The 12128-nt window shown below is 65.4% G+C and carries 11 protein-coding genes and 2 pseudogenes; 5 read left to right on the plus strand and 8 right to left on the minus strand.

Annotated elements, in window-relative coordinates; all coding sequences use genetic code 11:
• Positions 1-116: 116 nt before the first annotated feature.
• Positions 117-599, plus strand: a pseudogene (locus CXQ91_RS25770) (alpha/beta fold hydrolase); the annotation flags it as partial.
• Here CXQ91_RS25770 and CXQ91_RS25340 read toward each other — a convergent pair.
• From CXQ91_RS25340 to CXQ91_RS17060, 3 genes and pseudogenes are all read right to left on the minus strand, one after another.
• Positions 537-809, minus strand: a pseudogene (locus CXQ91_RS25340) (NADPH-dependent FMN reductase); the annotation flags it as partial. The pseudogenes CXQ91_RS25770 and CXQ91_RS25340 overlap by 63 nt on opposite strands.
• A gap of 115 nt (positions 810-924) precedes the next feature.
• A complete protein-coding gene (locus CXQ91_RS25775) occupies positions 925-1308 on the minus strand; it encodes a cupin domain-containing protein (protein ID WP_104175081.1) in 384 nt (127 codons plus the stop codon).
• 124 nt (positions 1309-1432) lie between these two features.
• Positions 1433-2119, minus strand: coding sequence for a DUF2848 domain-containing protein (locus CXQ91_RS17060; RefSeq protein WP_104175082.1), 687 nt, complete (start codon positions 2117-2119; stop codon positions 1433-1435).
• A 149-nt stretch (positions 2120-2268) separates the two neighbouring features.
• On the opposite strand from CXQ91_RS17060, the gene CXQ91_RS17065 reads away from it, so the two are divergent.
• The gene (locus tag CXQ91_RS17065) at positions 2269-3660 is read left to right on the plus strand and encodes an MFS transporter (RefSeq protein ID WP_104175105.1); all 1392 of its coding nucleotides are present in this window, start codon (positions 2269-2271) and stop codon (positions 3658-3660) included.
• Between the two features lie 24 nt (positions 3661-3684).
• On the opposite strand, the gene CXQ91_RS17070 is transcribed toward CXQ91_RS17065, so the two are convergent.
• Complete coding sequence (locus tag CXQ91_RS17070) at positions 3685-4341, minus strand: GntR family transcriptional regulator (protein ID WP_104175083.1); 657 nt, start codon at positions 4339-4341, stop codon at positions 3685-3687.
• 32 nt (positions 4342-4373) lie between these two features.
• Here CXQ91_RS17070 and CXQ91_RS17075 point away from each other — a divergent pair, with 32 nt between their 5' ends.
• Both CXQ91_RS17075 and CXQ91_RS17080 read left to right on the plus strand, forming a co-directional pair.
• Positions 4374-5168, plus strand: coding sequence for a carbon-nitrogen hydrolase family protein (locus CXQ91_RS17075; protein WP_104175084.1), 795 nt, complete (start codon positions 4374-4376; stop codon positions 5166-5168).
• A 120-nt stretch (positions 5169-5288) separates the two neighbouring features.
• The gene (locus CXQ91_RS17080) at positions 5289-6080 is read left to right on the plus strand and encodes an IclR family transcriptional regulator (RefSeq protein WP_104175085.1); all 792 of its coding nucleotides are present in this window, start codon (positions 5289-5291) and stop codon (positions 6078-6080) included.
• Between the two features lie 66 nt (positions 6081-6146).
• On the opposite strand, the gene CXQ91_RS17085 is transcribed toward CXQ91_RS17080, so the two are convergent.
• From CXQ91_RS17085 to CXQ91_RS17100, 4 genes are read right to left on the minus strand one after another with little or no spacing between them, the layout of a single operon-like run.
• Positions 6147-7139 carry a D-glycerate dehydrogenase gene (locus CXQ91_RS17085; protein ID WP_104175086.1) on the minus strand — a complete coding sequence of 331 codons (993 nt, stop codon included), beginning with the start codon at positions 7137-7139 and terminating at the stop codon, positions 6147-6149.
• 2 nt (positions 7140-7141) lie between these two features.
• Positions 7142-8128, minus strand: a complete 987-nt coding sequence (locus CXQ91_RS17090; RefSeq protein ID WP_104175087.1) for a hydroxymethylglutaryl-CoA lyase — start codon at positions 8126-8128, stop codon at positions 7142-7144.
• Positions 8125-9375, minus strand: coding sequence for a CaiB/BaiF CoA-transferase family protein (locus CXQ91_RS17095; RefSeq protein WP_104175088.1), 1251 nt, complete (start codon positions 9373-9375; stop codon positions 8125-8127). The genes CXQ91_RS17090 and CXQ91_RS17095 overlap by 4 nt, the downstream gene beginning before the upstream one ends.
• A gap of 46 nt (positions 9376-9421) precedes the next feature.
• Positions 9422-10876 carry a GntP family permease gene (locus CXQ91_RS17100; protein ID WP_104175089.1) on the minus strand — a complete coding sequence of 485 codons (1455 nt, stop codon included), beginning with the start codon at positions 10874-10876 and terminating at the stop codon, positions 9422-9424.
• Positions 10877-11149: 273 nt separating this feature from the next.
• Here CXQ91_RS17100 and CXQ91_RS17105 point away from each other — a divergent pair, with 273 nt between their 5' ends.
• Positions 11150-11878: a FadR/GntR family transcriptional regulator gene (locus tag CXQ91_RS17105; RefSeq protein ID WP_104175090.1), complete on the plus strand. Its 729-nt coding sequence runs from the start codon at positions 11150-11152 to the stop codon at positions 11876-11878.
• The last annotated feature ends 250 nt before the right edge of the window (positions 11879-12128 follow it).

Here is a 12128-nt window from a genome sequence, read left to right on the forward strand (position 1 = left end):
GCGCAACGGGAGGCCAACACGTTGCGATTCTCCTGCACGGGCAGTAGGCAGACGAAAGCGGAAAGCCGCTGGTGCTGGTCCACGGGCTGGGGTCCAGCATCCGCAACTGGGATCCGGTGGTTCCGGCATTGAGCGCTGAGCGCGAGGTGATCGCGGTCGATCTTCCGGGCTTCGGAGCCAGCGCCCCGATTCAGGGGGAGGTCACCATCGGAACGCTGACCGACGCGCTGCGGGACTTCCTTCACGAAACCGGCCTGGACAATGCCGACGTCGTGGGCAGTTCCATGGGCGCCCGGATCGTGATTGAACAGGCCCGCCGCGGGCACGCGGGCACCGTGGTGGCGCTCGATCCCGGCGGGTTCTGGAATCAGCGCCAGTTGGCTGTCTTCAACACAAGCATCACCGCGTCCATCGCACTGGTTCGGCGGCTCCAGCCGGTCTTGCCGTTCCTCACCAGGCACGCCGCAGGACGGACGGCGCTCCAGTCACAGTTCTCCGTCAAGCCATGGAAGCTGGATCCGGGGCAGGTGATGACCGATGGCATTCTTGAGCGCCCCGGGGATGGAACGGTTGTATTCCGGCGACACGAACAGGATGCCGTCCGAACCCTCGATGGCTTCCTTCAATACCCGGCCTGCCGGCGGAAAATCGGCGTCGTAGTCATAGCTGTACAGCGGGAGGTCCTTGATGGGGATCTCGGTGAACTCGAGGTCCCCGGGAGCCAGCTTGATCAGGGCGTTGGCGAGGGTGCGGTTGATGGAGCCGCGGGCCAGGCTTCCGACGAAGTAGCCGATCTTGAACGTTGCCATGAGGCAGATCCCTTCCTCTGGCCGGTCTGGGCCGGCGGGCCGACCGGTGGGCGCTGCCCGTCTCAGGCGAAGCCCACCAGACAGTCCAGCACAGAAGGCGGGTGTCGGCCAGAGGTTAGGGGGCGGGGTCGCCGGTGGAAGCTGGGCGTGGGTCTGACTCCGGACGAACAAAAACGAGCATGCGACAGCCGCCCCCGCTTAGATAAGGTCCGTGACGCATGCCAGGCGGACGGCATGCGTACATACCGGGCGTAAAAGTCTTCCCGAGCGTCACATCAGTGAGTTCCCCCGAGAGAATCATGACCTCCTCCCAAAAGTCGTGGACGATCACGCCGCCAGCTATGGTGTCGGCACCCGGCTCATAGCGTTGGAGCAAGGTCGAATCTCCGCTAAGAGGGTCCGTAGCGAGTATCTGCTCCCAAATTCCGCGTTCAGCGTCGCCGTTCGTCTTCTTCCAGTCAACGAGGGGTTCGTGGAACTCCAGCTCTGGTTTGCGCATTGCATCTCCTTCAATCCCCACCGCCGGGTTAGCGCCTGATCCCAGGGCACCAAATAACAGCCGGAAGCGGACGACGGCGGGAAGCTCCGCCGTCGTCCGCTTCTTTTTTGCCTGAATAGGCGAATCAGCCGATCGGCTCGGTCATTTGCTCCACCACATACCGGGCGTCCACCGAGGCGCCGGTGACAGGATCCGCCATTTCCACCTTCCAGCTGCGGGCGAACTGGTCCACGCCGTGGGTCATGGCCACGGTGCCCGAGATGAGGACCGTGCCGGGTTCGTTGAGGCCGCGCTCTGTGAGGACGTCCAGCCAGTAGTCAGGGCTGAGCAATGCTGCCAGCGAGCTGTCCTGGATGAGCGTGTCCGGGGTGTCGCCCGCCCCCACCCAGCCCTTCAAGGTGATCTGGTCCAGGTGGTCGCGCACGTCATCCAGCAGCCAGGCCTTGCGGCCCAGAACGTCAGGGCTCGCGTTCTTGCTCCAGGCCACCCCGTGGACCTCAAGGTCGCGGTCCGTGTGGTCGCAGGCGACGGTGAGCAGCACGCCGTCCTCAGTGATCACCAGCGCCCACTCGGCTTCCCCGGAGGTCCGCCCATGCTGCACGCTCACTTCCGATACCTGCTGGGCCAGGTACGGCGAGACCGGGTACAGCGCCGGAGTGGTGGCGGGACCGGGAACTCCCAGCTCAGCCAGTTCGGCAATGTGCGCCTGTACTTCCTCCTGCTCCCGCCCTGCATAGCCGGCGTTCAGGAGGTGCTTGACCTGGACTTTCCGGGTGCTGCCGTCGGGAAGATCGAAGCTCAAAGTCGTCATGTTCTGTCCATCCTTTGCGTGTGCTGCTGGAGAAATTTACAAATTGGAAACCGGAACCGGTCGCCAATGTACATCCAGTATGCGTAATGTATACATTTAACGCCAGCGTGACAGGCGTCACCCGTAAACATCTCGTGGAGGACAACACCATGGCCAACGTCCCAGTTCCGGCTTCCGGCGCAGCGCCGCGTCCGGACAAGCCGATTCACCCCAAGGGCCTGTACAAGGCCTTCGCCGCCAGCCTTACCGGCACCGCCCTCGAGTGGTACGACTTCGCCGTCTACTCGGCCGCGGCCGCCGTCGTATTTCCCATCGTCTTCTTCCCGTCAACCGATCCCCTGACCGGCACCATCCTGGCCTTCTCCACCTATGCGGTGGGATATGTGTCCCGCCCGGTCGGCGGCATCATCTTCGGCCGGCTGGGCGACCGGATCGGCCGTAAGAAGGTCCTGGTCACAACGCTGATGATCATCGGCGTGGCCACCGTCCTGATCGGTGTGCTGCCGGGCTACGACAGCATCGGCATCACCGCCCCGATCATCCTGGTGCTGCTGCGCTTCGCCCAGGGCGTGGGCGTGGGCGGCGAATGGGGCGGCGCTGTGCTGCTCTCCAGCGAATACGGCGATCCGCACCGCCGGGGCTTCTGGGCATCAGCAGCCCAGGTGGGCCCGCCCGCGGGCAACCTTATGGCCAACGGCGCCTTGGCCGTTCTCACACTGATGCTGACTGAAGAGCAGTTCATCAGCTTCGGCTGGCGCATCGCCTTCCTGGCTTCGGCCCTGCTGGTCGGTTTCGGGCTCTGGATCAGGCTCAGACTGGAAGACACCCCCATCTTCAAGGCGATCGCGGCGCACGGGGAACAGCCCAGCGCCCCCGTCTACGAGGTCTTCCGCAGAGAGCTCCGCCCGCTGATCGCCGCCACCCTGTGCCGCGTGGGCCCGGACGTGCTCTACGCCCTGTTCACCGTTTTCACCCTTACCTACGGCATCCAGTCCCTCGGCTACGAACGCAACCAGGTACTCACCGCCGTCCTGATCGGCTCCGCGTTCCAGCTCTTCATGATCCCGCTGGCCGGCGCAGTGTCCGACCGCTTCAACCGCCGGCTGGTCTACGGCACCGCGGCAGTGGTGGGCGCCGTGTGGACGTTCATCTTCTTCGGCATCCTGGGCGGGGACAACGAACCGATGCTGATCGTGGGCATCGTCATCGGCCTCATGGCGCACTCGTTCATGTACGGCCCGCAGGCAGCCTTCATCGTGGAGCAGTTCTCCCCGCGGCTGCGCTCCACGGGCAGCTCACTCGCCTACACCTTCGCCGGTGTGATCGGCGGCGCCATCGCACCCCTGATGTTCACACTGCTGCTGGCCCAGTTCGGAACCTGGATCCCGGTGGCCATCTACGTGGCCGTGGCCGCTGCCGTCACGGCAGTGGGGCTGGCGCTGGGCCGGGATTCCAACACCGTCGAAGACGAGGACTACCGCCTGCTGCTCGAAGGATCCGCGGAAGCGCGCCAGCAGGCGGCCACCGGACATTCCAATTAACGATTCCAACCAACAGCACGGTGCCTAGGTGCGGAGCAGGATGTCCCGGGTGACAGCCAGGTGATGGTCAATGGCCGCCTGCGCCTTCACCGCGTCGCCGGACACCAGGGCATCGAGGATGTCCTGGTGTTCGGCGCACACCTGCCCGCGCCGTCCGCCGGTGCGGAACAGGGCGGAGACGCCCACCAGGATCTGCCGGACATGCAGTTTGCTGTACGTGCGGGAGATGAGCTCATTGCCCGCAGCGTCGATCAGCTGCTGGTGGAAGAGGGTGTCCAGCCGGATGAATTCCTGCGCAGCCTCCGGGCTCATCTGCGCGGGAAGCTGGGCCTGCTGGTCCAGGGTGTCCTGCATCGTCTGCGCAGGAACGCTGCTGTGTTCGATCACCAGGCGGGCGGCATGGCTTTCCAGCACACCCCGGAGTTCCATGAGCTCCGACATTTCGCGGCCTGTCACCGGCGGAACATAGGCTCCGCGCTGCGGAATCAGTTCCACCAGGCCGTCGGAGACGAGCAGCAGGAGCGCTTCCCGGACCGGAGTGCGCGAAACGCCGATCTCGGCGGCCAGCTCCTGCTCGTTCAGGAACTTCCCCTGCACCTCCGGGTCAATCAGGATATGTTCCCGCAGGTACGCGTACGCCTTCTCGCGGCCGGACGCCGCTGTCCCCGAACTTTTTCGCATACATTATGTATACAACAGACTGGAGCAATTTCATGCGTTTAGCAGTGGCCCAAATCATCACCGGAGCCGATCTGGCCGCCAACCTGGAGCTGATTCGAGAATACGCGATGCGGGCCAAAGCCGCCGGAGCGGAACTGGTGGTGTTCCCGGAAGCGGCGATGCGCGCCTTCGGCAACAGCCTGGCGGACATCGCCGAGCCGCTGGACGGGCCATGGGCCACCGCCGTCCGCAGCATTGCCCGCGAGTTGGACATCACCATCGTGGCGGGGATGTTCACCCCGGGCGATGGCGGCCGCGTGCGGAACACCCTGCTGGTCACTGGCCCGGGCATCGAGACCTCCTACGACAAGATCCATCTCTTTGATGCGTTTGGTTTCGCCGAGTCCGATTCCGTGGACGCCGGCAGGTCACCGGTGACCTTCAACCTCAACGGCACGGTGATCGGCCTCGCGACCTGTTACGACGTGCGCTTCCCCGCGCTGTTCACGGCAAACGCCCGGGCCGGCGCCCAGGTCAACATCGTCTGCGCATCCTGGGGCGCCGGCGAAGGAAAAGCGGAGCAGTGGGACCTGCTGGTCCGCGCCCGCGCCGTGGACAGCACCACGTTCGTGGTGGCCTGCGGGCAGGGTGACCCCGCCAGCATCGGCCTGCCGTCCGCCGGTGCCGCCCCCACCGGGATCGGCCACAGTGCCGTGGTGTCCCCGCTCGGCTCCCCGCTGGTTGTATTGGGCGCCGAGCCTGAACTGGCCGTCGTCGACATCGACCCTGCCGTCATCACGGACGTCCGCGGCAAACTGCCGGTGCTCGCGAACGCACGGACTTTCTAGTCCGGATTATCCAGCGCCTGGCGCACCTACGGGAGCGGACGACGGCGGGACCTCCCGCCGTCGTCCGCTTTCAAAAGCCGGGATTGGACCGGGGTCCGGCCACCGTCTAGCGTGAGTCCTATGTCGGCCACCGATTCTTCAGCGAAGTCCAACAGCAACACTTTGCTGGTCCTCGCAAAAATCTCATCCATCCTGGACGCCTTCTCGCTGTCCCGGCCGGTGCTTACGCTGTCCGACATCCGCGAAGCCACCGGAATGCCAAACTCCACGGTCCAGCGCCTGGTCACCAACCTGACGTCCCAGGGCTTCCTGGACCGGGAGGAAGATGCCTACCGCATCGGGATGCGGATGGCATTCTGGGCTGCCCCGGCCACCCGCGGCATGGAAGTCCTGGATGTGCTCAGCCCCGCGCTCAAGGCACTGCGGGACACCACAGGCGAGACCACGTGCTTCTTCAAGGCAGAGCAGCATTACCGCGTGTGCGTGGCCATTGCAGAAACACGGCATGCTCTTCGCCGAGAAATGCATCTGGGCAAGCTCCTCCCGCTCCACGCCGGTTCCGCGGGCCGCGTCCTCCTTGCCTGGGATGAGGACCTCATGGACGCCGTTCTTCGCGATCCTTTGGAATCGATCACCGAATCCACGATTACCAGTTCCGAGGATCTGGAAGCTGCAGTGAAGACGACCCGGAGGAACGGGTTTGCCATCACGGTTGGCGAGCGGGAAGACGGCGCCTCCGGTCTTTCCGCACCGGTTTTCGACTCGGCGGCCGGTTTGGTCGGGGCGCTGACCATCAGCGGGCCCACCCTGCGGATGCCGCTGGAGACCTGCGAGGCATGGGTGGAACCGCTTCTTGCAACAGCCGAGCATATGACCAGACTGATCGGCGGCCGGTTTCCTGGCGAGGTGTGACACCGCCAGGAAACCGCCCTCTTCACGGATCCTCCGGCCCGGAACCGGGAACCGCCCCAGCAGGGATTAGCGGGACAGTGCCAGCGGGTTGACTGCGTGCGGCGGCACACGACCCTCGGCAATGGCCACTGCGTTCAGCGCGCTCAGCCGGGCCATTTCGCTCCGGACGGGCACTGTGGCACTGCCCACGTGCGGCAGCAGGACCGTATTGGGCAGCGCGGCAAGGCCGGGCGCCAGCCGCGGTTCGTCCTCGAAGACGTCCAGCCCGGCACCGGCGATGACGCCATTCCGCAGCGCCTCCACGAGTGCTGCCTCGTGCACGATCGGCCCGCGGGCGGTGTTGATCAGGATGGCGTCGGGCTTCATGCGGCGTAGCACGTCCGCGTCCACCAGGTGACGCGTCTGGTCGTTGAGCGGGACGTGCACGGACAGGAAGTCGCTCCGTTCCACGAGTTCCTCCCACGGCACCTGGCGGACCTTGCCAGCGAACTCGCCGAGTTCCTCATCGCTGACGGGACGGTCGCCCGGCGGCCGCGGCGAGAAGACCACCTCCATGCCGAAGCCCAGGGCACGCCGTGCCGTGGCGCGGGCGATCCTGCCGAACCCGGCGAGGCCCAGCACGGCACCGGACACGTCCCGGCCCAAGAGGAGCTCGGGTTCCCAGCCCTGGAATTTGCCGGCGCGCACGAACCGGTCCGCTTCCACCACGCGCCGGGCGGTGCCGAGGATCAGCAGCAAGGCGATATCCGCCGTGGCGTCTGTCAGCACGCCGGGAGTGTTGCCCACGACGATGCCGTGGCGGGTGGCGGCATCCACGTCGATGTTGTTGTACCCGACGGCGAAGTTGGATACCCCCTTCAGCCGCGCGTCGGCCAGCAGCGGCGCATCGATCACGTCCCGCAGCTGCGTGAGGACGACGTCGAAATCGCCTGAGGCGCACAGCGCCGCCAGGGTCCCGTAGTCGGGAGGTTCGGGCGGTACGGTGACCCGCCCGGCCTCGCCCAGCAGCTGAAGCCCGGGATCAGGGATCGCCGTGGTCACCAGGAAACTGTTGGCCATCTTCAGTTGCCTCCGAGGCCGGAGGGCGCGGCGGCGTTGTCCGCCCGGATGACCCATTCGAAGGCCGGCGCTTTGGAACGGGCGCCCTGGGCAGCTTTGGAGCGGTTGGGTTCGCCCAATTCCGCGAGCAGTTTCTCGGAGAGGTCCACCATTCCGGCGAACCTTTCCGTGGTCAGCCAGCCGGGACGGGTTGCGAAGAGGATGTCCTCGCTGGACGTGTTTCCGCTGGCCCCCGGCGCAAACGGGCAGCCGCCCAGGCCGCCCAGGGCGCCGTCCACCATGGCGGCGCCGGCCTGGATGGCGGCGATGGTGTTGGCCACGCCGAGCCCCCAGGTGTCGTGGCCGTGATAGACAATGCGCCGCGCCGGAGATTCGGTGCGAACGCGTCGGATCAGCCCGGAGACCTGCGCGGGGATGGCCTGGCCAAGGGTGTCGCAGAGCACGATGTCCGTGGTTCCCTCAGCGCGCGGGTCGTTGGCGATGGACAGCACCCGTTCCTCCGGCACCGTTCCCTCGAAGGGGCACGTGAACGACGTCGCAATACAAAGTTGTATCTGTCCGCCGACGGCGCGGGTGTACTCCACCGCCTGCGGCAGTGCGGCCAGGCTTTCGTCCGTGGTGCGGCCGATATTCGCTTTGTTGTGTGAGTCCGAGGCCGAGAGGCAGTACTGGAAGTTCCGTGCCCCGGCGGCTGCGGCCTTGGCCACGTGGCCGGGGGTGGCCACCCAGATCCAGCACTTTTCGAGTTCCTCCGGCGTGAGGGCCTGGACGACTTCGAGCGTGTTGGCCATGGTGGGGACGAGGTCCGCGCGGGCCATGGAGCCCAGCTCGATCGACGGAACGCCCAGGCGCAGCAGCTCCCGGACAGTTTCGACCTTCCGCTCGGTGGAGAGGAGTTTCCCGGTGAGCTGGAGTCCGTCACGCAGGGTGACATCCCGCAGAATGGCGCTGCCCAGCGTTGACGTGAGGCTGTTTTGGTAGTCGTTCATGGCTGAAGTGCCTCTTCGCGGCCGGAAGCCGCCGTGATGTCGGCGGGGTCCATGTTGAGGAGCCCGCCGAGGATTTCGTTGGTGTTTTCGCCCAGGTCCGGTCCGAGGTTCCGGATGGGCAGCGACTGGTCACCGATCACGGGGACGATGCCCGGGAAGCCCACCCCGGGAAGGATCTCGTCTCCGGTGGAGACATCGAACTTCTGGATCATGTTCCGTGCGGCGTACTGACTGTCGTTGCTGATGTCCGCCGCTGTGTAGATGGGGCCGGCGGGGACACCGGCGGCGTCCAGGGCCGCCAAGGCGTCGGCGGCGTCCAACTGCCCCGTCCACGCACCGATGGCCTGGTCAAGTTCTTCACGCCGGGCCCAGCGGCCGGCATTGCTTTGCAGGGCCGGATCGGCGGCCAGGTCCGCGCGCCCGATGGTCTCCATGTACCGCTGGTAGATCGAGTCCCCGTTGCCGGCCACCACGATGCTGGCGCCGTCCTTGCAGATGTACGCATTGGAAGGGGCGATCCCGTCCATCCGGCCACCCACACGCTGCCGGTCCACGCCGTAGGCCTGGTAGTCCGGAATGAGGGATTCCATCATGGAGAACATCGCCTCGTTCAGCGCGACGTCGATGATCCGCTCGGTGAGCGGCACAGCGCCGGCGGCGTCCCGGCGTCGTGCCTCCCTTTGGTACAGGCTCATCATCGAGCCGAAGGCGGCGTACAGTCCGGCGATTGAGTCCCCGATCGACACTCCGACACGGACTGGTGGTCGGTCGGGGTCACCCACCAGGTTGCGGAACCCTCCGTACGCTTCGGCGACGGCGGCGAAGCCGGGCCGCTCGGACAGCGGACCCGTCTGCCCGAAGGCCGAGATGCGGGTGATGATGAGGTCCGGGTTGGCTTCGTTGAGCACGTCCGGGCCGAGGCCCCACCGTTCGAGCGTGCCCGGCCGGAAGTTTTCCAGCAGGATGTCCGATTTGGCGACGAGTGCGAGCACGGCCTTTTTGCCGGCCTCGGTGCGCAGGTCCAGCACCACAGACTTCTTGTTGCGGTTGATGGTCCGGTACAGCATGGACGTATCGCCCTTGTGCAGGCGCCAGTTGCGCAGCTCATCGCCGGTTCCCGGCCGCTCCACCTTGATGACCTCTGCACCGAAATCGGCAAGCATCCGCCCTGCCGTAGGCGCGGCGATGTAGTTTCCAAGTTCAAGGACGCGGACGCCCTCAAGCGGCGCAATGCGTGTCTGTGTCATCGGGTTTCCTTTTTTCGTAACGTACGTCTTGTGGGGCGGCGTTCAGTTAGAACAGGAGGCTCATGGGCAGGATAAGCAGGATTGCGACGACGGAGGCCACCGAAACCCCGACGGTCACCGATTTCAGCGCGCCCCTCACGCTCTGGCCCAGCAGGGACTGCAGGAGCCAGAAGGTGTTGCTCGTGACGTGGACCATGAACAGCGAACCGGCGCCGGCTGCCAGGGCGAGGAGGACAGGGTCCAGGCCGATGGCCGGGGCGATCGGTGCCAGCAGTCCGGCTGCCGTGATGGCGGACAGGGTGACCGAGCCGACGGCGATGTGCAGCACAGCGGCAATGGCCCAGACAACGAGGAGCGGGGCCACGGTGCTCGCCGAGAAAAAGCCGCCCAGAATATCGCCGAGGCCGGCGGCCGCGACGGTGGCAGCGAGGGATCCGCCGACACCGGTGAGGATCAGGATCTGTCCGCTTTCCTTGAAGCCCACCGTAATGGCCTCTTCCACCCGTTTCTGGCCGACTGCTGAACGGGCCACGAGGCAGGTGCCGATCAGCCCGATGAGGAGCGCAATGACCGGCTCGCCCAGGAGCTTCATCCACTCGGCGTCAATTTTGAGAATCTCCAGGATGGCACCGGCGCCGATGAGCAGCAGTGAGGTCATGAGCGGGGCGAAGAGCAGGAGCAGGGGGAATTGCTTGGTTTCGCGTTCGGCTACTGCCACGGTTCCGTTTCCTGCCTTCAGGCCGGTCCCGTTGGCGGCCTTGCCACCCGCCGGCTGGAGGCCGGCTGCTGGGGCCGGCTTCGCGCCGCCGTCGTACGCTTCCTCCTCACCCTCCTTGTCTTCCTCCTCGACGAAGGTGTGGTCTTCATCCTTGGCTTCATTCCAGAAGCCGCGGCGGAAGAGGAACGTCATGATGGCGATGGAAATGATGATGGTCGGAATGACCAGGAGCAGGCCGAACAGAAGCATTTTTCCGAGGGGCACGTTGAGCAGGCCGGCCAGGGCGAGCGACGCCACGCCGGGAACCGTGAAGACAATGCCGCATTCAAGGGCAATGGCCATGGCCGTCGCCATCCGTGCGGTGCCGAGTTTGCCGATTCTCGGCGCGAGCTTGCGAGCCAAGGGGGCTGAAATGACAAGCAGGACGTCCAGGAAGATGGACTGGAGCAGGGTCCCGATGGCGAGGCCCATGGTGTAGGGCAGGCGCTTCGGACCGAACGTGTTCAGCAGGTGTTCCACGAGGCGCCGGATGGCGCCGGTCTGGTTCAGGATGGAGCCCATCAGGACGCCGAAGGCGATGAGCAGGCCCACGTCCACCATGATCTCGCCAAATCCGGAGGTGATTGTCTTGACGGTTTTTTCCACGCCCAGACCGGCGGCCAGCCCGAGATACACCGAGCCGATCACGAGGGCGATGACAGGGTTGACCCTGAAGCGAACAATCAGCACCACCGCGGCGAGGACCGCCACGGCCGTGTTGATCAAGACAGCGATGTCTGACATAAGGGGATCCGATCGTTGGGCCTTCGACCTTGAAGGCTTGGAACAGGGTCGAGAGAGAGTGATGAGCGACACAGCGCTACACCCATATTATGGGATTAAACCCACCATGCAAGACCTACTCGGAATAATGGGCGCATGTTGCGGTCTCCCGAGAGGCATTTGCGCACAAATCCGCGGCGCCAGCCCGGCCCTGGAAGACCGCTCACCGCGCGACAACGCCCGACATTTCGGGAAACCTTTGACAGGCTCTGTGACAGGTGCCATAGTCTTTATATGGACCTGTTGGACAGCTGGACAGCTGCACAAGATCGAGTGGTACGCGTTGGCGCGGCTGAGGCGGTCTTCGCATCCCTCCGCAGCGCCATCGAAGGCGGCAAGATCCCGGTCGGCACGCGCCTCGATTCGGAGGCATCGCTCGCCAAGCAGTACGGCGTGAGCCGCACGATGGTCAGGGAGGCACTGCGTTCCTGCACCGCTTTGGGGCTGACCGCCACCCACACGGGGAAAGGCACCTTCGTCATCGCTGACAAGGTGGCACAGGACCTTAAACTCGGCAAGTACTCGGCCAGCGCCCTCGTGGAGGCACGCCCCCACGTGGAAGTGCCTGCCGCTGGCCTGGCTGCGGAACGGCGCAGCAGCGAGGACCTGGAGGCTCTCCGGGAAATCCTGCGGGAAATGTCCGTGGAGGACGATCTCCAGCAGTGGGTGCTGTTGAACACCGAGTTCCACGTGACCATCGCCCGGTGCAGCGGCAACGGCGTGTTCGAATCGTTCCTGTCGGATATCTGCGACGCCATGGCCAACCAGTCGAACACGCTCAACCTGGTGGCTGACCGGCGCAAGGAATCTGGCGAGGAGCACGCCCGCATTTTCGCTGCCATCGAGAGCGGATCAGCCGAGGAAGCATCCCAGGCCATGAGGATGCATTTGCACGGGGTCGAATGTGCCCTGGGCACCATCGTCCCCGGAAGCGAGCACTCCAGGGCCGGCCATACGCGCTAGATCCTAAGCCCGACTTCCACGTTTCCCTGACCTGCCCCAACCGCCGTAAGCCCCGCGGGCTCCTTGCCCTGGAACCGCCATGCCCGCAGGCCTGGCAACGGCATCACCCAGGCCGTCCCGGCCTTGGATTCTTACCCGCCCCAAATTTTTGCGTCCAAAATTACCGTCCACGCCCCGTCACCGAAGCCCTGTGAGGACCCCATGACCACCATTGCCGAAGCCGCCCCGGACACCCGCTCCGAACACGATC

This window comes from Arthrobacter sp. Y81 (assembly GCF_002929335.1).
In the GTDB taxonomy this organism is placed as follows: Bacteria; Actinomycetota; Actinomycetes; order Actinomycetales; family Micrococcaceae; genus Arthrobacter.

Bases quoted from the DNA above. Each gene is read 5' to 3' on its own strand.
- CXQ91_RS25775 (WP_104175081.1), bottom strand. From the start codon at position 1,308: ATGCGCAAACCAGAGCTGGAGTTCCACGAACCCCTCGTTGACTGGAAG.
- CXQ91_RS17060 (WP_104175082.1), bottom strand. From the start codon at position 2,119: ATGACGACTTTGAGCTTCGATCTTCCCGACGGCAGCACCCGGAAAGTC.
- CXQ91_RS17065 (WP_104175105.1), top strand. From the start codon at position 2,269: ATGGCCAACGTCCCAGTTCCGGCTTCCGGCGCAGCGCCGCGTCCGGAC.
- CXQ91_RS17070 (WP_104175083.1), bottom strand. From the start codon at position 4,341: ATGCGAAAAAGTTCGGGGACAGCGGCGTCCGGCCGCGAGAAGGCGTAC.
- CXQ91_RS17075 (WP_104175084.1), top strand. From the start codon at position 4,374: ATGCGTTTAGCAGTGGCCCAAATCATCACCGGAGCCGATCTGGCCGCC.
- CXQ91_RS17080 (WP_104175085.1), top strand. From the start codon at position 5,289: ATGTCGGCCACCGATTCTTCAGCGAAGTCCAACAGCAACACTTTGCTG.
- CXQ91_RS17085 (WP_104175086.1), bottom strand. From the start codon at position 7,139: ATGGCCAACAGTTTCCTGGTGACCACGGCGATCCCTGATCCCGGGCTT.
- CXQ91_RS17090 (WP_104175087.1), bottom strand. From the start codon at position 8,128: ATGAACGACTACCAAAACAGCCTCACGTCAACGCTGGGCAGCGCCATT.
- CXQ91_RS17095 (WP_104175088.1), bottom strand. From the start codon at position 9,375: ATGACACAGACACGCATTGCGCCGCTTGAGGGCGTCCGCGTCCTTGAA.
- CXQ91_RS17100 (WP_104175089.1), bottom strand. From the start codon at position 10,876: ATGTCAGACATCGCTGTCTTGATCAACACGGCCGTGGCGGTCCTCGCC.
- CXQ91_RS17105 (WP_104175090.1), top strand. From the start codon at position 11,150: ATGGACCTGTTGGACAGCTGGACAGCTGCACAAGATCGAGTGGTACGC.